Annotated in this window: 20 protein-coding genes; 6 read left to right on the top strand and 14 right to left on the bottom strand. The window is 58.9% G+C overall.

Going from position 1 to position 23,226, the window contains the following annotated elements:
- Positions 1-4: 4 nt before the first annotated feature.
- The 3 genes from mmsB to chvE all read right to left on the bottom strand — a co-directional run bounded on the left by mmsB (position 5) and on the right by chvE (position 3,924).
- Entirely contained in the window at positions 5-1,219 is a 1,215-nt protein-coding gene (gene mmsB / locus ACN0Q0_RS13780) for a multiple monosaccharide ABC transporter permease (RefSeq protein WP_417243980.1), read from the bottom strand.
- A gap of 10 nt (positions 1,220-1,229) precedes the next feature.
- A complete protein-coding gene (gene mmsA / locus ACN0Q0_RS13775) occupies positions 1,230-2,744 on the bottom strand; it encodes a multiple monosaccharide ABC transporter ATP-binding protein (protein ID WP_417243979.1) in 1,515 nt (504 codons plus the stop codon).
- Between the two features lie 127 nt (positions 2,745-2,871).
- Positions 2,872-3,924: a multiple monosaccharide ABC transporter substrate-binding protein gene (gene chvE, locus ACN0Q0_RS13770; protein WP_417243978.1), complete on the bottom strand. Its 1,053-nt coding sequence runs from the start codon at positions 3,922-3,924 to the stop codon at positions 2,872-2,874.
- Between the two features lie 181 nt (positions 3,925-4,105).
- On the opposite strand from chvE, the gene ACN0Q0_RS13765 reads away from it, so the two are divergent.
- Entirely contained in the window at positions 4,106-5,041 is a 936-nt protein-coding gene (locus ACN0Q0_RS13765) for a LysR substrate-binding domain-containing protein (protein WP_417243977.1), read from the top strand.
- 12 nt (positions 5,042-5,053) lie between these two features.
- Here the strand turns inward: ACN0Q0_RS13765 and ACN0Q0_RS13760 are convergent, their stop codons facing one another.
- Both ACN0Q0_RS13760 and ACN0Q0_RS13755 read right to left on the bottom strand, forming a co-directional pair.
- Complete coding sequence (locus tag ACN0Q0_RS13760; RefSeq protein ID WP_417243976.1) at positions 5,054-7,576, bottom strand: ABC transporter permease; 2,523 nt, start codon at positions 7,574-7,576, stop codon at positions 5,054-5,056.
- A complete protein-coding gene (locus tag ACN0Q0_RS13755) occupies positions 7,573-8,259 on the bottom strand; it encodes an ABC transporter ATP-binding protein (RefSeq protein ID WP_417243975.1) in 687 nt (228 codons plus the stop codon). The genes ACN0Q0_RS13760 and ACN0Q0_RS13755 overlap by 4 nt, the downstream gene beginning before the upstream one ends.
- Between ACN0Q0_RS13755 and ACN0Q0_RS13750 the strand changes: the two genes are divergently transcribed.
- The gene (locus ACN0Q0_RS13750) at positions 8,258-8,962 is read left to right on the top strand and encodes an arylesterase (protein ID WP_417243974.1); all 705 of its coding nucleotides are present in this window, start codon (positions 8,258-8,260) and stop codon (positions 8,960-8,962) included. The genes ACN0Q0_RS13755 and ACN0Q0_RS13750 overlap by 2 nt on opposite strands.
- 6 nt (positions 8,963-8,968) lie before the next feature.
- Here ACN0Q0_RS13750 and ccoS read toward each other — a convergent pair whose 3' ends face one another.
- From ccoS to ccoN, 8 genes are all read right to left on the bottom strand, one after another.
- A complete protein-coding gene (gene ccoS / locus ACN0Q0_RS13745; RefSeq protein WP_417243973.1) occupies positions 8,969-9,130 on the bottom strand; it encodes a cbb3-type cytochrome oxidase assembly protein CcoS in 162 nt (53 codons plus the stop codon).
- 1 nt (position 9,131) lies between these two features.
- Entirely contained in the window at positions 9,132-11,318 is a 2,187-nt protein-coding gene (locus ACN0Q0_RS13740; RefSeq protein WP_417243972.1) for a heavy metal translocating P-type ATPase, read from the bottom strand.
- Between the two features lie 25 nt (positions 11,319-11,343).
- Entirely contained in the window at positions 11,344-11,829 is a 486-nt protein-coding gene (locus ACN0Q0_RS13735; RefSeq protein WP_417243971.1) for a FixH family protein, read from the bottom strand.
- Position 11,830: 1 nt separating this feature from the next.
- Positions 11,831-13,264, bottom strand: a complete 1,434-nt coding sequence (gene ccoG / locus ACN0Q0_RS13730; RefSeq protein ID WP_417243970.1) for a cytochrome c oxidase accessory protein CcoG — start codon at positions 13,262-13,264, stop codon at positions 11,831-11,833.
- 339 nt (positions 13,265-13,603) lie between these two features.
- The gene (gene ccoP / locus ACN0Q0_RS13725; protein ID WP_417243969.1) at positions 13,604-14,461 is read right to left on the bottom strand and encodes a cytochrome-c oxidase, cbb3-type subunit III; all 858 of its coding nucleotides are present in this window, start codon (positions 14,459-14,461) and stop codon (positions 13,604-13,606) included.
- Positions 14,458-14,640, bottom strand: a complete 183-nt coding sequence (locus ACN0Q0_RS13720) for a cbb3-type cytochrome oxidase subunit 3 (RefSeq protein ID WP_417243968.1) — start codon at positions 14,638-14,640, stop codon at positions 14,458-14,460. The genes ccoP and ACN0Q0_RS13720 overlap by 4 nt, the downstream gene beginning before the upstream one ends.
- Before the next feature lie 12 nt (positions 14,641-14,652).
- Positions 14,653-15,378 carry a cytochrome-c oxidase, cbb3-type subunit II gene (ccoO, locus tag ACN0Q0_RS13715; protein WP_417244015.1) on the bottom strand — a complete coding sequence of 242 codons (726 nt, stop codon included), beginning with the start codon at positions 15,376-15,378 and terminating at the stop codon, positions 14,653-14,655.
- A 14-nt stretch (positions 15,379-15,392) separates the two neighbouring features.
- Positions 15,393-16,988 (bottom strand): cytochrome-c oxidase, cbb3-type subunit I, encoded by a 1,596-nt coding sequence (gene ccoN, locus ACN0Q0_RS13710; protein WP_417243967.1) that lies wholly within the window; start codon positions 16,986-16,988, stop codon positions 15,393-15,395.
- Between the two features lie 369 nt (positions 16,989-17,357).
- Here ccoN and ACN0Q0_RS13705 point away from each other — a divergent pair, with 369 nt between their 5' ends.
- The gene (locus ACN0Q0_RS13705; RefSeq protein ID WP_417243966.1) at positions 17,358-18,197 is read left to right on the top strand and encodes a universal stress protein; all 840 of its coding nucleotides are present in this window, start codon (positions 17,358-17,360) and stop codon (positions 18,195-18,197) included.
- 86 nt (positions 18,198-18,283) lie between these two features.
- On the opposite strand, the gene fnrL is transcribed toward ACN0Q0_RS13705, so the two are convergent.
- Positions 18,284-19,024 carry a transcriptional regulator FnrL gene (fnrL, locus tag ACN0Q0_RS13700; protein ID WP_417243965.1) on the bottom strand — a complete coding sequence of 247 codons (741 nt, stop codon included), beginning with the start codon at positions 19,022-19,024 and terminating at the stop codon, positions 18,284-18,286.
- 85 nt (positions 19,025-19,109) lie between these two features.
- Between fnrL and hemN the strand changes: the two genes are divergently transcribed.
- The 3 genes from hemN (at position 19,110) to ACN0Q0_RS13685 (ending at position 23,226) form a co-directional block, all read left to right on the top strand.
- Positions 19,110-20,465, top strand: a complete 1,356-nt coding sequence (gene hemN, locus ACN0Q0_RS13695; protein WP_417243964.1) for an oxygen-independent coproporphyrinogen III oxidase — start codon at positions 19,110-19,112, stop codon at positions 20,463-20,465.
- Between the two features lie 152 nt (positions 20,466-20,617).
- On the top strand, positions 20,618-22,018 hold the full coding sequence (locus tag ACN0Q0_RS13690) for an FAD-binding oxidoreductase (RefSeq protein WP_417243963.1): 1,401 nt from the start codon (positions 20,618-20,620) through the stop codon (positions 22,016-22,018).
- A complete protein-coding gene (locus tag ACN0Q0_RS13685) occupies positions 22,015-23,226 on the top strand; it encodes an MFS transporter (RefSeq protein ID WP_417243962.1) in 1,212 nt (403 codons plus the stop codon). The genes ACN0Q0_RS13690 and ACN0Q0_RS13685 overlap by 4 nt, the downstream gene beginning before the upstream one ends.

The raw sequence follows: 23,226 nt of genomic DNA, 5'->3' as shown, positions 1-23,226 counted from the left end.
TCCGTTACCCCTGTTTTTGTTTGTTATAGACGTCAAAGACCACAGCCATCAGCAACACGAGGCCTTTGATCATCTGTTGGTAATCGATGCCGATGCCCATGATCGACATGCCGTTGTTCAGCACCCCCATCAAGAATGCGCCAACAACCGCCCCAACAATTGTTCCGACCCCGCCCGACATGGACGCACCGCCGATAAACACCGCCGCGATGACGTCAAGCTCAAGCGCAAAGCCCGCTTTCGGCGTTGCCGTATTCAAACGTGCGGCAAACACAAGTCCCGCAGCCGCCGCCAGAACACCCATGTTCACAAAGGCGAGAAAGGTCAAACGCTCGGTGTTGATGCCCGAAAGCTTCGCCGCTTTTTCATTGCCGCCCATCGCGTAAACGCGCCGGCCGATCACGGTGTTTTCGGTGAGAAAGGCGTAGATCACGGTGAGCACACCCATGGTGATCAGTACGTTTGGCAGTCCGCGAAAGGTTGCCAGTTTCCACATCACAAAGATCAGCGCAAAGGCCACAATCCCTGTGCGGACCACGAAAAAGCTCTGTGGTTCGTCTTCGATCCCGTAGGCCTTGTTGGTGGCGCGCTGTTTCATCCCGCGCCAGATCACAAAGGCAGCCGCGACAAATCCCATGACGGCAGCCAACACATTGACCTGACGCACACCCGTCATCACGGCAAGGCTTTCGCCCCACGCCGCAGGAAACACATCGGGAACAAACCCGTTGGCGATCACGGTAAATTCACGTGGGAACGGCCCGACGGACTGACCGTGCAGCAACCACAGCGACAGGCCACGAAACACCAACATCCCCGCGAGCGTGACGATAAAGGGCGGAATGCGCCAATAGGCGACCCAATAGCCCTGCGCCCCGCCGATGACCCCGCCTGCGACCAGACAGATGGCGATGGTGAGGAGCGGGTTCATGTTCCAATTCACGATCATGACAGCGGCCAAAGCGCCAATAAATCCCATGACCGACCCGACCGACAGGTCGATGTGGCCACCAACAATAATCACCAACATGCCCAGGGCCATGATGATAATGTAGGAGTTTTGCAGCAACAGGTTCGTGATGTTCACCGCCCGCAGCAACGTGCCGTTCGTGACGATCTGAAAAAACGCCATGACCCCGATCAGGGCAAATAACAGACCGTATTCGCGCAAGTTCGCGGCGAGGTAGGCCTTGAGCCCCGTTTTATTTGTGTTGTCCATCCCTGCTCTCCTATTCGCTGACGATGAGCGACATAATGCGCTCCTGGCTCGCCTCGGCGGCGGTCAATTCACCGACCAACGCGCCCTCGTTCATGACATAAATCCGGTCGCACATGCCCAAAAGCTCGGGCATTTCCGACGAGATCATAACCACGCCTTTTCCTTGGGCGGCCAGATCGTTGATGATTGTATAAATTTCGTACTTCGCGCCCACATCGATCCCGCGCGTCGGCTCATCGAGGATCAAAACCTCGGGCTCGGTAAACAACCACTTGGCCAGAACGACTTTTTGTTGGTTGCCGCCCGACAGGTTCATCACCTTTTGGAACACCGACGGGGTGCGCGTGGCCAAGGCCTCGCGATACCGTTCCGCCGCTTTGGTCTCTTCGTTCTTGTTGAGGATGCCGCCTTTGGAGACCCCTTCAAGGTTGGACAGCGTGGTGTTGAACCGGATTGTTTCCTCCAACACGAGACCCAGAGATTTCCGGTCCTCAGTCACATAGGCCAGACCCGCGTCAATCGCACGGCCCACCGTGGAGACATCAACCTCTTTGCCGTGCAGTTTGACGCTGCCCGAAATATTGCGCCCGTAGGATTTGCCAAACACCGACATGGCCAGTTCCGTGCGCCCCGACCCCATCAGGCCCGCGATACCGACAACCTCGCCCGCACGGACGTTGAACGCTGCGTTTTTGACCACCTGCCGGTCGCCGTGCTCAGGATGCCAGACATTCCAAGCCTCGACCTCCATCAACATCTCGCCCGGTGTGCGCACATGTTCAGGGTAGCGGTGCGTCATATCGCGCCCCACCATATCGGCCACGATCCTGTCCTCGGACAGACCTTTGGCGGCATGGGCGGAAACGGTTTGACCATCGCGGATCACGGTCACGGTGTCGGCGACATAGCGCACTTCGTTCAATTTGTGCGAGATGATAATACAGGTCACGCCCTGCGATTTCAGCTCCAACATCAGATCAAGCAATTTGCGGCTGTCGTTTTCCTGAAGCGCCGCTGTCGGCTCGTCCAAAATCAACAGTTTCACATCTTTGGACAAGGCCTTGGCGATCTCCACAAGCTGCTGCTTGCCAACGCCAATGCTGTCCACCTTTGTGGTGGGGGTCTCGACAAGACCGACCTTTTTCAACAGCTCTTCGGTGCGTGCATTGGTTTCGTGCCAATTGATCACGCCATTAGAGGCGCGTTCATTGCCCAGAAAAATGTTCTCGGCAATCGACAGATCAGGCACCAAGGCAAGCTCTTGGTGGATGATCACAATGCCGCGGCTCTCGCTATCGCTGAGCGTTTTAAAGGCCGCAACATCGCCCTCGTAATGGATATCGCCGTCATATGTTCCGATTGGATAGATGCCCGAAAGCACCTTCATCAATGTCGATTTTCCGGCACCGTTTTCGCCGCAAATCGCATGGATTTCGCCCTCTTCCACCTTCAGGTTCACCTGATCGAGCGCTTTCACGCCGGGGAACTCTTTGGTGATGTTTCGCATTTCCAGAAGTGTGGTCATGGCTTGCCCTTCTGCGGGGGACTGATCGCCCCTGTTCGCTACTCTTTCGCACGGATCTGTGCGACGGCGCAGCCGCCCGAGCCTCTAGGGACACTCGGGCGACCTCGTCGTGTTCAGTCCAAGTCGATTACTTGATCTGATCCATTGTGTAGTAGCCGGAACCGATCAGGCGCTCTTCCCAGTTGGACGCATCCACGGGAAGCGGCTCAAGCAGGTAAGCGGGGATCACCTTGACACCATTGTCGTAGGTGGTGGTGTCGTTGATCTGTGGCTCGGTGCCGCCGAGAACGGCGTCCACCATACCCACGGTCACTTTTGCAAGCTCGCGTGTGTCTTTGAAAATCGTGGAATACTGCTCGCCTGCGAGGATGGATTTCACGGACGGAACTTCCGCATCCTGACCCGACACGATTGGCATTTTCATATCGCCGGATCCGTATCCAACGCCTTTAAGCGAGGACAGGATGCCGATGGACAGGCCATCGTAAGGCGACAAAACGCCGTGGACTTCTTTGTCGGTGTAGTGCGCGGACAACAGGTTATCCATGCGCGCCTGTGCAACGGCACCGTCCCAACGCAATGTCCCGACTTTATCCATGCCCATCTGACCGGACTGAACCACAATGGTGCCATCTGCGATCAAAGGATCGAAGACGGACATCGCGCCGTTGTAAAAGAAGTAGGCGTTGTTGTCGTCAGGCGAGCCGCCGAACAGCTCAACGTTATAAGGACCGTCACCAAAGCGGGCTTTGAGGCCTTCGACGATTGTTGTTGCCTGCTGAACGCCAACTTTGAAGTTGTCGAACGTGGCATAGTAGTCAACATCACCGGAATCGCGGATCAGGCGGTCATAGGCGATGACCTTCACACCGGCGGCAGCGGCGTTTGCAAGTGCGTTGGACAAGGTTGTGCCGTCAATCGCAGCAATCACGAGCACGTCCACACCTTTGGTGACCATGTTCTCGATCTGCGCGAGTTGGTTGGGAATGTCGTCTTCTGCGTATTGCAGATCGGCCGTGTAGCCCGCAGCTTCGAGTTCTTTGACCATGTTGTCGCCATCAGCGATCCAACGGGCCGAAGATTTGGTCGGCATGGCAATCCCGACCGTACCGTCCGCCCAAGCGGAGATGGCAAGCGTAGAGACAGCGGCGGCAAGCGCCAGTGTTTTTGTAAGTTTCATTTTGTATCCTCCCAAGACCGGAATTGTCCGGTCGTCGTCAATCAGGCCGGAATCGGCCCCGACGCGTGTCACGTCGTGCATGATAAAGCCTTGGCTTATCATTCCAGTCAAATTATGTATAATTATTAAATCATACCATTTACGCCATCACGCCAGTCGCCATTGATCGGAGTCACGTCACATGAATGATCTTTTGCGCAAAGGAATGAAGATCAACCACCTCCGCCTTGCCGCGGCCCTCATGGCCGATGGCAAGTTGACGGACGCCGCCCATACACTCGGGATTGCGCAGCCCGCCGCGTCGCGGCTGGCGTCGGAAATCGAGGCCATCATCGACGCGCCGTTCTACCGCCGCGAGGGACGCGGGATCGCCCTGACCGCCGAAGGACGCGCCCTTGCGATCCGTGCCGACCGGATTCTGAACGAGATCGGGGATGCGGGCCGCGAAATAGACGAACTGCGCCGCGGGCTTACGGGGACGGTGGCGCTTGGCGCGGTGACGGGACCCGCAATCGATCTCGTCCTGCCCGTGGTGCGCCACGCGCGGATCGACATGCCCGATGCACAGATTGAAATCGAGGTCGCAACCTCTGATCACCTGCGCGATATGGTTCTGGACCGGCGGCTCGATTTTGCGATTGCCCGTCTGCCCGATGATGCATCGGCCTCCCAGTTTGACTACATGCCCATCGGCATCGAACCCATGAGCATAATCGCACGCCGTGACCACCCCCTGTTGCGGGCCAAAACGCCAATCGGCATCGAACGCCTTTTGGGCTATGATTGGGTGATGCCGCCGTCCGGTGCCATTTTGCGCCAAACGGTTGAACGTTCGCTCCGCGACCTTGGCCACGCGCCCCCCGCCCGCGTGCTCAATACATCGTCATTTCTGCTCACGCTTGCGGCAGTGGGACAGTCCAACGCCATTGCCCCGATTGCCTCCGCTGTGGCGCAAATCTTCGGGGCGGACGGCCAGATCAAAACACTCGAGACAACCATGAATCTGGCTGTGGACGAGTTTGGCATCCTGACCCGCGCAGGGGCGCATTTGACGCCCACGGCGGATCGTGTGCGCGACCTCGTTAACGATATGATCAAACGCAACAAGACCGCATGACCCGCACCGGTCTCAATCGGCGGATCGCAAAACCCGCGCGGGCCGCACACGCATCGCCCGCCACGAGAACCACAGGGACGTCAAAAGTGTGAGCAACACGCCCCCCACCACAATGAGTGCCGCCGGACCCCATGCGAATTGGAAATCCGATTTCATCACGAAATGGATCACCGCCCACGCCGCAAAACCACCCGCCGCAAGAGCAACAAGTGCGGCAGCAAATCCCGTCACGGCCGAACGCAGCGCAAAACTGCGCAAAATCACAGGGCGGGTTGCGCCGAGGGTTTTGAGGATTGCCGCCTCGTAGCGCCGTGTGTTTTCCCCCGCAGCGGCCGCGCCCACGAGCACAACCGCGCCCGTGACAAGCGTTGCAAGCGCGCCGAGGGTTGTGGCGGCGGCAATGCCTTCGAGGACGGTGACGACACGACCGATGGCATCGCGCACCCGGATCGTGGTGATGTTGGGATAGGCTTTGGCAAGGTCGCGGATCAACGGTGCCTCGGCCTCGGGCTCCGCATAAATCGTCGCAATATGGGAATGCGGCGCCCCGCGCAAAGCGGCATCATTCATCGACAACACAAACCCCATGCCCGCGCCCGAAAAATCGACCTCGCGAAAGGACGTGATTTCGCCCGTGATGTCGCGCCCCAACACGTTGACCGTCATGGTGTCGCCAAGGGTGAGGCCCATCTCTTCGGCTTCTTCGGCGGCAAAACTGATCTGTGGCGGGCCTGTGTAATCCTCTTGCCACCACGCGCCTGCGGTGATCTTGGCATTCTCGGGTTTGGCGGCGGAATAGGTGATCCCGCGATCGCCACGAATGACCCAATGCGGTCCGGCATAGGCCTCGGCGTCCACACCGTTAATATGCGTGATGATCCCGCGCAGCATCGGCGCACTCTCGAATTTCCGCACGCCCGCATCCCCGGACAGGCGCTCGAGAACCCCGTCGATCTGATCGGGTTGAATATCCACCACGAAATAGGAGGGCGCGACCTCGGGCAGGTCTTGCGCAATGGCGTTGCGCAGATTGGTGTCGATCTGACCCACTGCGGACAAAACCGTCAGGCCAAGGCCAAGCGACAAAACGACCGATGTCGTTTCGCCCCCCGGACCACCCACGGAAGAGAGCGCAAGCCGCAGCCCCGTGCGCCCCTTGGCAAAGCGGGCCCTGGACAGGCGGCGCGCCAAACGTGACACCCCGCGAGCAGACAGACCCAAAAGGGCGAATGATCCGACCACCCCGACAAAGGACCAAAGAACCAAACGCGCACTGTCGGTGAACACAATGGCCGATGCCACGAGCATCACAACCATCACCGCCATAACGGCGATATAGCGCGGACGCGGCATCCCGCGCAGACCGAACCCGGCATCGCGGTAAAGCGCCGCCGGTCGGATTTGTTCCGCACGCGACAAGGGCCACAGCACAAAAATTGCCGCAGACAACAGGCCGTAAACGCTCGCCTCGACGAGCGGCCCGACATGCACACCAATGGCCACGGGAACGGGCAATTGCGCCTCGATCACCGGCGCGGCCAACAGGGGGGCAACAGCCCCGAGAACCACCCCGATCGCGATGGCAACGAGCGTCAGAACCCCGACCTGAAAGGCGTAGATCATAAGAATGGTCGAGCGTTCCGCACCCAGTGTTTTCAAGGTCGCAATGACGGCGGTTTTGCGGTCGAGATACGCCCGCACCGCCGCCGACACCCCCACGCCACCAACCGCCAAACCCGCCAGTCCGACAAGAACAAGGAACGAGGACAACCGGTCAACAAACCGCGCCACACCGGGGGCGCCATTGCGGGCATCACGCCACCGGAACCCGCCATCCGCCACCTCCGCTTTGGCCCGCGCCTCATAGGCATCAAGATCGGTGTCAACGGGCAGGCGCATACGGTAAGCGGTTTCAAACAACGTTCCTGCCGACAACAAAGATGTCCCGCGCAATGCCTCCAGTGCCACGATAGAGCGCGGCCCGAGCGAGAACCCCGCCGAGGCATTATCCGGTTCGCGCGTAAGGGCGGCCATCGCCACAAACGGCTCGCCACCAATGGCAATTTCATCGCCCACGGAAAGGCCCAACCGTTCGAACAGCATCGGGTCCAGAACCGCGCCCGACAGACCGTCCTGCCCCGCAAGCGCCTGTTCAATGGGCATGTCAGGGGTTAATGTTACAGCGCCGATCAACGGGTAAGCATTGTCGACGGCTTTCACTTGGGTCAGCGCCCGTTCGTCACCGGTTGTGACCATGGACCTGAAATCGGCAATCTCGGATACGGCATCGGCATTGGCGTCCATCCATGCCCGCTCATCGGCGGTGGCAAACCGGTAGGTGAACTCCATTTCCGCTTGCCCGCCGAGCAACGCAGCGCCCTCGCGGTCCAATCCCTGCGCGATGCTTTCGCGCACGGATGTGACCCCCGCAATCGCCGCCACGCCAAGTGCCAGACAGGCGATGAGAACACGGAACCCTTTGATCCCTGCGCGCAACTCACGCCGCGCGATGGTCCATGCCAATGCCACCTTCACGCGATGACCTCCGCCGGTTCCAAATGCCCGTCGCGCAGACGGATCACCCGATCACAACGCCCGGCCAGTTCGGGCGCGTGCGTCACCATAACAAGCGTCGATCCGTGACGGTCGCGCAGGCCGAACAGCAATTCAATGATGGCCTCGCCCGTCGTGCCATCAAGGTTGCCCGTGGGTTCATCGGCCAAAAGGATTTCTGGACGCGGCGCCGCCGCACGGGCAAGCGCTACACGTTGCTGTTCGCCGCCCGACATTTGTGACGGATAATGATCCATCCGCGCGGCAAGCCCGACCGCCTCCAATTCCGCCCGCGCCCGCGCGAACGCATCGGGTGCGCCGGCCAGTTCCAACGGAGTTGCGACATTTTCAAGCGCGGTCATTGTCGGAATGAGGTGGAAGGATTGGAACACAACCCCCATATGATCCCTACGAAAGCGTGCCAATTGATCCTCGTCCATCGACGTGAGATCGTGACCGAGCACAGTAACGATGCCACCCGTGGCCTGTTCCAGACCACCGAGCAACATGAGGAGCGACGACTTGCCAGAACCAGACGGTCCAATCAGCCCAACGGTCTCCCCGCGCATCACGTCAAGCGAGATGTCGTGCAAAATCTCTACGCGGCCCGCATTGCCGTCGAGGATGAGGTTTGCACCCGACAGGGAAATAATGGCGTCACGCATGGGGCAGGTCCTTTTGATCTTTCACTTTGGATATGGGGTCTTATCCGGCATCGGCAAGCGATTGTCGGCAGTTTTCCTTTCCATCGCCCTAATGGTCGCAGCCCCGATTGTCGCTCAGGCGCAAACAGTGCGCATCGCTGCCCTTGGCGACAGCCTCACGCAAGGCTACGGGTTACTGGCCCACGAGGGGTTCACCGCACAGCTTCAGGACTGGTTGGATGCACAGGGAACCGCCGCCACCATCGTCAATGCGGGCGTGTCGGGCGACACCACGTCGGGCGGGGTGTCGCGGGTGGATTGGACCCTCACGGACGACATCGACGCGCTGATTGTGGCCCTTGGCGGCAACGATGTCCTACGGGGCATCCCGCCCGAACTGGCCCGCTCGAACCTCGACACGATCATGGCGGCGGGTGCGGCAAAAGGCGTGCCGATGATGATCGTCGGCATCTCGGTTCCAAGCAATTATGGCCAGGACTACAAGACGGATTTCGAGGCGATCTATCCCGATCTGGCCGAAAAATACGGTGCGCTCTATTTCGAAAGCTTTCTCAAGCCGCTCACGGATCTGGGCGACATGAGCGAGACGATCAAAACCCACGTCCAATCCGACGGGGTTCACCCCAATGCACACGGCGTGTCGGTGATTGTGAACGCAATGGGACCGATGGTGGCCGATCTGGCCGCACGCGCGGCACCGTAAGCGGCATCAATCCTCGCGCGGGTGATCGTCGTAATCGGTGGTCAAAATGCGGCTCGCGTCGCCTTGCGGATCGTCGAACTGATGCGAGCGGATCGACCAAAAGAACGCCGCAAGTCCGATCCCGCCAAGGAAAATCGAGACGGGGATGAGGTAGACAAGCACGTTCATATCAGGTGACCTTTTTGCGCGCCCGCAGGCGCAACGCATTGAGCGAGACAGTAATGGAAGAGAACGACATAGCCAAGGCCGCCGCGAGTGGCGTGGCAAATCCGGCAAGCGCAAGCGGCACGGCGATCATGTTATAGCCCGCCGCAATGGCAAAGTTTTCCTTGATCCGGCGCGTGGCCGATTTGGCGACCTGCGCGGCCTCCCCCAAGGGGGCAAGCGAATTGCCCAACAGCACAATGTCAGACACCACGCGGGTGGCCTCCAAAGCAGAGGCCGGCGAGATCGAGACATGCGCACCCGCAAGCGCGGCGGTGTCGTTGAGGCCGTCCCCGACCATCAACACCTTGCGGCCCATACGGGTCAATTCACCCACTCGTTGCGCTTTGCCCTCGGGCAGGCACTCCGCCTCCCACGCGTCGATGCCGATCCGCTCGGCGATCTCGGCCACGGCTGCGGGCGCGTCGCCCGACAACAGGATCACCTCTTTGCCTTGGGCCTTGAGCGCCTCAACCGCCTGTGCGGCGCCATCGCGCAAATGATCGACAAAGGCAAAAGCCACGGTCGCGCCATCGCCCACCTGCAGATAGGTCGCGGTCTGGGGCAAGGGCTGCGCCCCGATCCATGTGGCGCGACCAAGGCGGACAGGCTTGCCGTCAAACACCGCCTCGACCCCGTGGCCGGGAATTTCGGTCATCGCGGAAAGTTTCGCGGGGATCACATCCGCTTTGCGACAGGCCTCGTAGATCGCGGCGGACAACGGATGCGCGGAGCCCGCAGCAAGCGCCATGGCAATACCGCGTGCACGCGGTTCGATCGCGGTGAGGTTCGACAACTCGGGACGACCCGTCGTGAGGGTGCCGGTTTTGTCGAACACCACGGTGTCGACCTCGGCCAGACGTTCAATGGCGGTGGCCGACTTGATCAACATGCCCGCGCGAAACAGACGTCCGGAGGCGGCGGTGGTCACGGCGGGCACGGCCAAACCGAGCGCACAGGGACAGGTGATAATGAGAACCGCAACGGCGATATTCAGCGCAAGACGCACATCCCCCGTGGCCCATGTCCACCCCGCAAAGGCCACAAAGGCAAGGATATGCACAAGCGGCGCGTAGACCTGTGCGGCGCGATCCGCAAGCGAGGTATAGCGGTTGCGCGAGGTTTCGGCCATCGCCACCAGATCGGCCATGCGGTGTAGAGAACTGTCCACCCCCGCCGCCGTGACGCGCACACTCAACACCCCCGTCAGGTTGACTTCGCCCGCGCTCACCACGGTGTCTGGGCCAACAGCCACCGGAAGGCTTTCGCCCGTCAAAAGCGACCGGTCCAGTTCGGACGCGCCATCGGTCACGACACCGTCGACGGGCACACGCGCCCCCGGAACCACGCGCACCAGATCGCCCTTTGCAATTTCCGAGATCGGTCGCACCGTGCCGTCGACCAAAGTGGCGCGGGGAACTTCGAGGGCCGCGAGTTCTTCGGCGGCCGACCGCGCCACAGAGCGCGTGCGGTAGTCAAGGTAGCGCCCCGCCAACAAGAAAAAGGTCAGCGACAGGGCTGCATCGAAATAGGCATGCGCCCCCGATTGCGCGGTCTCGTAGATCGACATGCCAACGGCGAGGATAATGGCCAATGAAATTGGCACATCCATATTGAGCCTGCGCACCCGCAACGCCGACCATGCCGATTTGAAAAACGGCTGCGCGGCATAGGCAACAGCGGGCAAGGCAATGGTGGCGGAGATCCAGTGGAACATGTCGCGGGTCGCATCCGTCGCCCCCGACCACACCGCCACGGACAGGAGCATGACGTTCATCATGGCAAAGCCCGACACGGCGATACGGGTCAAAATGGCCCGTCCGTTCCTGTCGGTCTGAGTGGCCGAAATCGCACCTGCGTCCAATTCGTAGGCTTCGTATCCGATCCCCTCAAGCACCTTGATCATATCGTCGGGTGTCACGGATTCATCGGCTTCGATGAGTGCGCGTTTGAGGGTCAGGTTCACGCGGGCGCTATGGACCGCATCCACCTTGTTCAATGCGCGTTCGACGGCGGAAATACAGGCGGCACAATGCGCTGTCGGCAAAGACAAAACGATACGGGCATCCTGAATGTCACGCGCCCCTGCGGCGCTCCCGGCGGCAGGGGCGGCAAGACAGGCCGGACAGGCGGAAATCTGGGCTTCGGACATCGTGCGGTTTTCCGTTCAGGTGGCGTTAGTGTTTGACGTAAAAGACAATCCGCTGTTTGAAATGCGCCCCGTTTTTGGCGGTCGCAACCATGCGGTAGTTCCAATTGCCCTCTTCGAGTTTTCCCGTTTCGGCCACATAGGCCGTCCCGTCGAACACAAACTCCGGCGTCTGGTCGTCCACGACGGAGGTTGGCCGCCCGATGGTGCCGCTAATCGTTTCGACCTCGACAGGGTTGCCCGCCTCGTCCGTAATTGCCACACGGAAAAATGCATCCTTTGCCGCCGTCTCGATGGTCCAGCCAAGCGACAGTTGCTCGGCCTTGTCATCATCGAAATGCTGCGAGGCAACATAGGAGTTCTTGACTTCCAACCCCGGGAATGTCCGCACGGCGCTCACCGCCATAAAGACATTTACCCCGATGATAAGAGAAAAGGCACCGACCATCCCGATCAAGACATGCTTGCCGGTAATTTCGAACTCTTTCTTTTCGCCCGTTGTTTTATCAGCCATCTTATTTTCCCCGACCATTGAACACCGTCGCGGTATGCGCACGGTCATTGTTGGAGATATCGGTCACCCAGATGGTAATGTCACTCCGGTCAGTCGTAGCTGGGCCGGATTTTGCCGCCGCCGTGATATATACCCGTTGGATTTTCATCTCGTCCGCACCGACCGTGACCACTTCGTAAGGGGTCCCCTCGACCTGTACCGACAATGCAGGGTCGCCTGTGACAGAGATGCGGAAGGGGCGGTCCTCGCCGTGTTTATTGCGCAAACGGACATTGTAGATGTTGCGGATAGAGCCATCTGATTGAACCACGAAGGTCGGGTTGCGTTCCGGCGCCACCGTCATGTCGATGTCCGGACGGATAAACAAGGCCACGACAAGCGCAATCCCCACACCGGCCCAAAGAGCCGTGTAAAGAATGGTGCGCGGGCGGAAGATATGTTTCCAGATCGATTTGGTTGCCTGACCGGAGATTTCACGGGCCTCGTCGGTCAACGCCATGTAGTCCACAAGGCCGCGCGGCTTGCCGATCTTATCCATAATCTCGTCACAAGCATCGATGCACAGCGCACAGGTGATACATTCAAGCTGTTGACCGTCGCGAATATCGATCCCGACCGGACAGACGTTCACACAGGCCATACAGTCGATGCAATCGCCCATTTCCGTTGTGCCATCGGTCTGATTGCGTGCCTTGCCGCGCGGTTCGCCACGCCAATGGCGGTAGCCCACCACGATGGTATCTTCGTCCATCATTGCGGCCTGAATGCGCGGCCACGGACATGCGTAGATACAGATCTGTTCCCGCGCCACCCCGCCGAAAAAGAACGTCGTCAGGGTCAAAATCCCGAGTGTCGCATACGCCAGCGGGTGCGCATGACCGGTGATCAAATCCATGAAAAGCGTTGGAGCATCGGCAAAATAGAACACCCAGGCGCCGCCCGTTGCCGCACCGATGACGAGCCACAAGATCCATTTGGTGATCCGCAGGCGCAGCTTGCGAAAGTCCATTTTCTTTTGACGGTAAAGACGCAGACGCGCGTTTCGGTCGCCCTCGACCCAACGTTCCACAAGAATAAAAAGGTCGGTCCAAACCGTCTGTGGACAGGCATAGCCACACCAAACGCGGCCCGCAGCAGACGTAAAGAGAAACAGGCCAAGGCCCGCCATGATCAACAGACCGGCGATAAAATAGAACTCGTGCGGCCAGATCTCGATCCAGAAGAAAAAGAAGCGGCGGTTCGCGAGATCGATCAGAACCGCCTGATCGGGCAGGTTCGGGCCACGGTCAAACCGGATCAACGGAGTGAGGTAATAGATGCCCAAAGTGACCGCCATGATAATCCATTTCAGCGAACGGAATGGACCTTTGACACGGCGCGGGAATACCGGTTCACGGGCTTCGTAAAGTTTCGGGGCGCTATCTGATGAGCTCATGGGAGCATGCCTTTGCACTATTCGCGTTTTCACCTTAATGGTGGCCGAGCCGCGGTGAAGCATTGATGTGGATCAACATTTTTCCTGCGGCCCTCCAAACATGCATTAAATACATATGTTTTTCTCGCGGCATTCTGTCTCGCCCGAATTTCGGGTGAAATCACGGGGGCTATCGCGCAACACAAAGAATCGCCGTGTCTTTGGGTTTACCACAAAAAACACCGCAGCTTGTGGGCTGCGGTGTTTTGAATTTTGTCAGCACCGGTCCTTAAGAAACGCGCGAACAGGATCACGGACCGGTGCCTCAACCCGGGCGTTGCCGCCCGAATTTCAACGGGCTTACTCGCCGCCGCCCAGGTTGTGGACGTAGAGAGCGGCCGCTTTGACTTCGGCCTCGGACAGACGCAGCCCCCAAGCCGGCATAACACCGTAGCGGGCGTTATAGACCGTCTCGTGGACGTCCTCACGCGCACCACCGTAGAGCCAGATCGCATCGGTAAGGTTCGGCGCACCCTGATAGATGTCACCAGTGCCATCTTCGGCGTGACAGGACGCGCAGTTCTCTTCGTAGACCACAGCCCCCTCGGTCGCGAGGGCCGCATCGTGCTCTTGATCAGAGATCGACAGGACATACTCGACAACTTGCGAAATCTGTTCGTCTTCGAGCAACTCGTCAGCGCCGAATTTTGGCATCTCGGAGTAACGCGAATCGTCTGTTTCGTTGCGAATGCCGTGTTGGATCGTATAGGCGATCTCATCCACGGTGCCGCCCCAAAGCCAGTCGTTGTCGAGCAGGTTCGGGTAGCCTTTGTTGCCCGCCGCACCAGAGCCGTGGCACTGTGAACAGTTGGCGCGGAACACAGCGGCGCCGGCGTTCACACCATAGTTGTGAACATCAGAGCCAACAGCCACGAGTGTGACATCGGCAGCCGCCAATTCAGATTCCACCGCCGCATTCATCTCCTCGAACGAGGCGATTTTTTCGGCAACTTCGGCGCGGGTTGAATACCCGAGTAGACCCGCGGTTGCTTCTTTGGCGAGTGGCCATGCAGGGTAAGCGATCGAGTAACCGATAGCCCAGATTATGCACAGGTAGAAGCTCCACAACCACCAACGCGGGAGGGGGTTGTTGTATTCTTCGATCCCATCCCAAGAGTGGCCGGTTGTTTCGACCTGATTCTTGTCTTGTTTACTCATGTCCGAGCCTCCTCAGATGTGGCCGGTTTATCTTCATTGCGAAAGATGGAGTTGGCGACGTCACGGTGCTGTTTGTTACTGCCCGGGCGAATAGCCCAGACAATAACTCCAGCAAAGAACACGAACATTCCCAACAGAACCCAACTATCCGCAAACTCACGCAGGATATGATAGTCCATATCACCCACTCCCTAGCGCGATGCGTCCGGTGTGAAGGTCGAGAAGTCGACCAACGTACCGAGCATCTGCATGTAGGCGATCAGAGCATCCATTTCTGTGATGCCATCCTTCGCGTCGAAGTTGCTGACAACCGCACCCGGATAGCGTTCCACGAGAGCGTCATAGTCGCTATCGGGGTCGGCTTGGGCGAGGAAATCCTCATCTGCAGCTTCGATCATCTCGTCGGTGTACGGAACACCAACCATGCGGTGAGTTTTCAAAAGATCCTGAACATAAGCAGGCTCGATGTAGCGATCCGCGAGGAAGCCATATTTCGGCATAACCGACTCAGGCACCACGGACTGCGGATCTGTCAGGTGATCGACATGCCACGCATCGGAGTAACGGCCCCCGACACGCGCGAGGTCAGGCCCCGTGCGCTTTGAGCCCCACTGGAACGGATGGTCGTATTTACTCTCCGCTGCCAGTGAGTAGTGGCCATAGCGTTCCACTTCGTCGCGCATCGGGCGGATCATCTGTGAGTGACAGACATAGCAGCCTTCGCGGACGTAGATTTCACGGCCCGTCAATTCGAGCGGCGAATAGGGACGCATACCATCGACATCCTCGATCGTGTTTTCGAGGTAGAAGAGGGGTGCAATCTCTACAATGCCGCCGACGGTCACCACCAGGAGGGAGAAGACCAGCAACAGGGTCGCATTGGTTTCGAGGATCTTGTGTTTATCAAGAAGTGCCATTTGCATCAGCCCCCTTATTCTGCCGGAGCCATGACCGCATCGTCAACCACAGCGGGCGAACGACGAACAGTCATGATGAGGTTGTAGCACATGATGAGTGCGCCAGTGAGATAGAGAACCCCACCCAGAGCACGAACCACATACATCGGATGTTTCGCGGAAACCGTGTCAGCGAACGCGTTCACGAGGAAGCCCTGGCTGTCGACTTCGCGCCACATCAGGCCTTCCATAATACCCGTCACCCACATGGACGCCGCATAGAGGACGATACCGATGGTGGCGAGCCAGAAGTGCCAGGACACGAGACCCAAAGAATAGAGGCGTTCACGGTTCCAGAGTTTGGGAACGAGGAAGTACAGAGCACCAAAGGTGATCATACCGTTCCACCCAAGGGCGCCGGAGTGAACGTGGCCAATGGTCCAGTCGGTGTAGTGCGACAAGGAGTTCACGGCGCGGATCGACATCATCGGACCTTCAAAGGTCGACATGCCGTAGAAACCGATCGAGATCACCATCATACGGATAATCGGATCGGTGCGCAGTTTGTCCCATGCCCCGGACAGGGTCATCAGGCCGTTGATCATACCGCCCCATGAGGGCATCCAGAGCACGATCGAGAACACCATACCGAGCGTCGATGCCCAGTCAGGCAAAGCCGTGTAGTGCAGGTGGTGTGGACCAGCCCAGATGTACAGAAAGATCAAAGCCCAGAAGTGGATGATCGACAGTTTGTACGAGAATACCGGACGACCGGCTTGCTTTGGCACAAAGTAGTACATCATGCCAAGGAAGCCTGCGGTCAGGAAGAAGCCCACGGCGTTGTGGCCGTACCACCACTGCGTCATCGCGTCCTGAACACCCGACATAACCATCACAGAGCGCGAGCCGAGGAACGACACGGGAATAACGAGGTTGTTGACGATATGCAGCATCGCAATGGTTACAATGAAGGACAGGTAGAACCAGTTGGCCACGTAAATGTGCTTTTCCTTGCGGGTCATAAGTGTCCCGAGGAAAACGAGCAGGTAGGCAACCCAGACAATGGTCAGCCAGATATCGACGTACCATTCGGGTTCGGCGTATTCTTTGGACTGGGTCACACCCATGACATAGCCCGTCGCCGCCAGAACGATGAACAGGTTATAGCCCCAGAATACGAACCACGCGAGGTTCCCGCCCCAAAGACGAACAGCCGAGGTGCGCTGTACGACATAAAATGATGTAGCGATCAGTGCGTTGCCACCGAACGCGAAAATCACAGCAGAGGTGTGCAGCGGACGCAGGCGTCCAAAGTTCCCGTGGCCTTGCAAGAACTCGTAGTTGAGCCCCGGATAGGCGAGCTGGAATGCGATGATTGTTCCCATCAGGAACCCGACAACGCCCCAAAAAGCTGTAGCGGTCACACCGTAGCGCACAACGCTGTCGAGGTAGCCTGTTGCGGCCGGTTTGACATCACCCATCGTGCGCAGGGTGTAAATGAATGTCACGGCCGCGGCGGCCATGAAAATAAGCGCGTGCACTTGATAGGCAAAATCGCGCCCGTAGTTGGCGGCCAGCCCTGCGAGAACCACAAAGATTCCCAGAGCTGCCAACTTAGTATAGTTCCACATGTTGCGTCCCTTCGTTCTGTACCTCTTTTTTCGAGGCATAGTCTCAATCCTGCTCGGACACAGGTATCGACATTGTGCGGTTTGAACGACAACCCCGTCATCAACATTGATCTGAGTCAAAGCTGTTGAACTTAAAGACTTTGGTGTCGTCGAGACCGTGGCAAGGCCACGACTCCGCGCGTGGACCGCAGCCCGCTCGCCGCGCAACTTTTGCACGAATTATGGTTAAAAAACAGATCATGATTGCATCATAGCGGCAAAACACCGCGCTTTTTTGCAGCTGTGCAAAAAGTGTTGATCCTGATCAAAGCCCCTGCGTCAATTTACCGTCACACTTCCAGAACAAACAACCAAATTCAGGAGGCATCCATGCCCTTCAAGACCGTAACGACGGTCGTGTGCTCAATGGAAGCGGACAGCCACGCGCTTGATGCCGCCATTGCTCTGACGCGTCGCGAAAACGCCCACCTCGATGTCCTTTGCCTCGGGTTGGACCGCACCCAACCCGGATTTTATTACGCCGGAACAAATGCTCTCGCCCTACAAGACAACCTCCAGCAAGCGCAGGCGGACAGCAAGTCGATTGATGACGCTGTGACCAAACGTCTGGCCTCCGAGGACATTGCATGGTCCACCAATGCGCTGACGGCACAAATGGCGGGGCTCACTCCGCAGCTTGCGCATTTTCTGCGCTTTTCCGACATCGTTGTCCTGCCGCGCCCTTACGGGACCGGACGCGGCCACGAGCATGAGGAAATCCTCGAGGCGGCGCTGTTCTCGGGTCATGTCCCCGTGCTTGTCATTCCCGACAACGCCGACCTGCCCGACACCATCCAACGTGTTGTGGTTGCATGGAACGAAAGCGTCGAGGCGCTTGGCACCATCCGTGCGGCATTGCCGATCCTGCAAAAGGCCGAGTTGGTCGATATCACCATTATCGACCCGCCACGTCATGGCCCTGACCGCTCGGACCCCGGTGGTTCGCTGTGCCAAATGCTTGTGCGCCAAGGCGTGCGTGCCGAGGTATCCGTGCTTGCCAAAACCATGCCGCGCGTGGCCGATGTCCTGACCCGCCATGTGCGCGATAAAGACGCCGACCTGATCGTGATGGGCGCCTATGGCCATTCACGGTTCCGCGAATCGATCCTTGGTGGCGCGACACGCAATATGCTTGAAACGGTCGAGATCCCGGTTCTCATGTCGCACTAACCGCAGCCACAGATCCTGAAATGACAAAAGCGCACCCCGATCGGTGCGCTTTTTTTCGGTTCTCCAACGGCGTGGGGCGTCAGGCGTTACACCATAATACCGCCATCCGCATCATCACCCGTTTCCATCTGAAGCCGGTCAAAGTCGGGGATCACGACGCGGCGCTTGCCCTCAAGCAAAATGATACCCTCACGTTTGAGCGCGGAAATCTGACGCGACACGGTTTCCAATGTCAGACCGAGATAATCCGCCATTGCCTCACGGGTCAAAGGCAGTTCGAACACCATTCCGTCTTCGGTCGTTTTCAACGCCAAAGACGACTCGCGTCGCGCAAGAATGGCCAAGAGAGAAGCAATTTTTTCACGCGCGGTTTTGCGCCCCAAAATGAGCATCCATTCACGGGCCGCGTCCAGTTCATCGAGCGTCATTTCCAAAAGACGCTGACTGATATGTGGCGTGCCGGTCATCATTTTTTCGAACGGCTTGCGGCGGAAACAACACAGCGTGAGGTTCGACACGGCCACAACATCATAAGGGGCCGCATCGCGTCCCGGACGACCCAGAAAATCAGAGGGCAACAACAGGCCAACCATCTGTGTGCGCCCGTCTTCCATCGCTTGCGATAGCGACGCCACGCCACTGACCACAGAGGCCACAAAATCCATGCGATCCCCCGACCACACGATCGGCTGCCCCGCCTCGTACGAGCGGTAATATTTAATATTATCAAGCTCTGCGAGCTCGTCGGCCTCACAGCGCGCGCAAACGGCGCGATGCTTGATAGGGCACGTCCCACAGTCTTTGTGGTCGAAAACAACATCGGTCATAAATTGTGCGCTCGTATATTCGAGTTTTTTGTTTCTTGATCTGGGTCAAGGGAGCCAGACCCTACTTCGTCTAGAGCCTATCCTTATGAACAAGCACATTCAACTCCGCAATCTGGGCCTATTTGACGCGCGTGTCCCCCGTTACACGAGCTACCCCACGGCCCCGCATTTCAACACCAACGTTGGCGAAGCCGATGTTGCATCATGGCTGTCCGCGCTCGATCCGGCACAGCCCGCATCGCTTTATGTGCATGTCCCGTTTTGCCGACGCCTGTGTTGGTTTTGCGCATGCCGCACCCAGGGCACCACAACCGCAGGCCCCGTTGCCGCCTATGTGGAGACGTTGAAAGCCGAGCTGAAACTGGTAAAAAATCATTTGCCAGAAGGACTTACCCTCGGGCATCTGCATTGGGGTGGCGGAACACCAACCCTGCTTGAGCCCGACATGATCACGGATCTGGCCGGCGCGATTTCCGAGGTCGCCCCCTTTGCCGAAAGCTATGAGTTTTCGGTCGAGATCGATCCAAACGAGATCGATGATGCCCGCTTGGACGCCCTTGCCGCCGCCGGTATGAACCGCGCCTCCATCGGGGTTCAGGACTTTGATCCGGCGATTCAGGAGACAATAGGTCGCATCCAGTCCTACGAGATTACAAAGGCCGCCGTGGATGGTTTGCGGGCGCGCGGGATTCGCTCTCTCAACGCCGATATCCTGTACGGCCTTCCAGGTCAGTCGCCGGAAAAAATTTCCGAAAGCGTCCAGAAACTGTTGTCGCTCTCGCCTGATCGCGTGGCGCTGTTCGGCTATGCGCACGTACCGTGGGTTGCACGTCGTCAAACCATGATCCCGACCGATCAGCTTCCGACCCCCGAAGAACGTTTGGACCTGTTCAACATCGCGCGTGACATGTTCGTCACCGATGGCTACGCCGAGATCGGCATCGACCACTTTGCCCGCGAAGGCGACGGTCTCGAGGTTGCTCTGCGCACCGGCAAGTTGCGCCGCAATTTCCAGGGCTACACAGATGACAAATGCTCCGCCATGATCGGTGTTGGCGCATCCTCAATCGCAAAATACCCGCAAGGGTTTGCACAAAACGCCCCCGCGACCTCAAAGTACCAAGAGGCCGTGCGTGCAGGTCGCCTGCCCATCACCAAGGGCCATACCTTTACCGCCGAGGACCATTTGCGCGGTCGCATTATCGAAGCCCTGATGAGCGAGTTCCGTGTGGCGCATGCCGACCTCGTGCAGCGGTTCGATATGCGCCAAGAGGCCTTTGACGACTTCGCCCGCAGCGTGGATGCCGCCTTCCCCGACATGCTGCGCATCTCGTCCGAGGAGATTGTCATCCTTGATCACGCCAAACCGCTGACCCGTATAATCGCCCGTCATTTCGACGCCTATGACATGGGCCAAGGGCAACATTCCTCAGCGGTTTAAGCGCAGCTTACGCCGCCGTTTAGGCAAAAAATCCCAGTACGCCCCCGGCAGTTTTGTCGGGGGCGTTTATCGTTTTACACCCTTGTCTCCGGCCCTGATTTGATTGAACCCTGTGCGCAACCGCTGCCACCCTTTGCACAAGGACATCTCTTTTGGATATTCTCGACCATCTCCGCGCCATCACTCCTCAGGTTCTCACAGGCCCCGACACCGCGTCCTATGCCCGTGACTGGATCGGCAAATACGAGGCAGAACCTCTGGCCGTGGTACGCCCCGCAACAACGGCCGAGGTTTCTGCGGTTCTTACGCTGTGTAACGAGACAGGCACCGCAGTGGTACCGATGGGCGGAAACACGGGTCTGACCGGCGCGACCCTCGCCAAGGGTGCGATCATTTTATCAATGGAGCGGATGAACGCCGTGCGTGAGGTCCGCAAAGAGGCACGGATCGCCATCGTCGAGGCGGGTGTCATCTTACAAGACCTGCATGACCACCTTGAGGGATCGGGGCTCAAATACCCGATGACCTTTGGCGCAAAGGGATCGTGCCGTATCGGTGGCACCCTTGGCACCAACGCGGGTGGCTCCAACGTTTTGCGCTATGGCAACACCCGTGATCTGTGCCTCGGGATCGAGGTGGTTCTGGCCGACGGGCGCGTGCTTGACCTGATGAGCGAGCTGCACAAGGATAACTCGGGGTACGACCTGCGCGACCTGATAATCGGCTCCGAGGGCACACTTGGCGTTATCACCGCCGCCGTCCTCAAACTGGCCCCCGCCCCCAAAGCATACGCCACGGCGATGGTCACCGTCCCCGATCTATCCGGCGCACTACAGCTTTTGAACGCACTGCAGGAACGCACCGGTGGCATGGTCGAGGCCTTTGAATACATGCCGCGCAACTACATGGGGCGGCTCAAATCCTATCGTCCCGATCTGGTCCCGCCGCTCGGCTATGAGGCCGAGCACACGATCTTTCTCGAAATTGCCTCCACCATTCCCCGTGATTGCACCGAGGACGACAGCGGTGTGGTCCCCCTGACCACCCACCTCGAAGACGCCTTGGGGACAATGTTCGAGGCAGGTCTGGTCCTCGATGCGGCGCTTGCGGGGTCCGAAGCCCAACGGCGCACCATGTGGGAAATGCGCGAAGCCGCGGCGGAGGTTTCCACCAACACCAAGCCCCTCGTCATCAACGATCTGTGCCTGCCCGTCGATAAAGTCGCGGCCTTTTGCGCCGAGGCCATTGCACGCCTCAAGACCCTTGATCCCGACCTGACCGATTGCACCGTTGCGCATTTGGGCGATGGCAATGTCCATTACACGGCCTACCCGTCCATAGATGACGCCACCCTGTCCGATAAAATCATGGAAACCGTCGAGGATATCGTTCAGGAAATGCGCGGGTCATTCTCCGCCGAACACGGGATCGGCCTGTCGAAACTCCCCTCCATGCGACGCCGTAAATCCCACGTGGCCCTCGACGTGATGCGCGCGATCAAGGCGTCGATGGATCCCAACGGCATCCTCAATCCGGGTAAAGTTCTCCCGTGATCCGCGCCCTTGCGATCATTGCAAGCAGCCGCCGCCTGCGCACCACGACCATTGCGATGGTTTTCATCGGCGCTCTGGCGGCGGCCCTTGCCCCCTACCAAGGGTTGATCGCGATCAAGCTCTTTGGCTTTAGCGATGCGCAATTCGCCGCGATCATGGTCGTCGGCGCCGCGGCCTCGGTGGCCTCGTCGCTTTACACCGGCATCATCACCGACCAATGGGCCTCGCGCCGCACCACCGCGCTGATCTGTGCGGGGATCACCGTGGCGGGGGTTGGCGGCGTGTACCTCACCCGCTCCCCCATCGCCTATGTCCTCGCGGCAACAGTGTTGATCCCCATCGGCTTTGCCCTCATGGGCCAACTGTTCGCCATCGCCCGCCTTGCGGTCTGCACACGCACCGCCGCCGAACGGGACGGCGTAATGGCCTTGATCCGGGCGGGCTTTGCGGTGCCGTTCATCGTTGTCCTGCCGCTGTTGTCGATTGCGATCGGGCGTGGCATGGGGCTGATCCATCTGTACGGCGTGGTCACACTGGCCGCGACCGGCTGTTTCGCGGCACTCTATTTTCTCTTGCCCGAAGACGGGTTGGAGGGCGGTACAGAGACCAAATCGGGCCTTTCGTTCCGGCAATCCATGTCCGAACTGGCCCAACCGCGCATTGTGTCACGCCTGTTGCTCATTGCCACCCTTGTTGCCGCCAACACCATCTACATGCAAACGATGGGCCTGATTTTCGAGGCCTCCCACCCCGAGGGAGCCGCCCGCACCGCCCGGCTTGCGGCCCTCATCGCGGGGCTTGAAATTCCGGTTATGATGCTGATCCCCTGGTTCACGGCGCGGATGAGCAAGAGCACGATCCTGCTTGGCGCTGCGGCAATCTATGCGGTGTTTTTGCTGTTGTTTCCGCGCATGGCAGGCGGCGATGCGGTGTGGCTTTTGGCGATCCCCGCCGCCATCGGCGCCGCAGCTCTTTTGACCCTGCCCATCGCCTATTTCCAAGACCTGCTGTGGAACCGCCCGGGGGCAAGCTCGTCGCTGCAGTCGGTCAATCAGGTGACAAGCCAGTTGATCGCAGGGGGGATATTCTGGGTCGGCACATCACTGGCCTCTTATAGCCTCGTGATGACCATAGGCGCGGTGACGGCGATTGGCGCGGGCGTCACCCTGCGCGTGGCCGACAGCCGCGCGACAAGGCCCGCGCCCTAA

It is taken from the genome of Celeribacter sp., from assembly GCF_048259695.1.
Taxonomy (GTDB): Bacteria; Pseudomonadota; Alphaproteobacteria; order Rhodobacterales; family Rhodobacteraceae; genus Celeribacter.
Note: the sequence above shows the minus strand (reverse complement) of the source record. Positions and strands in the feature narration are given on the sequence as shown.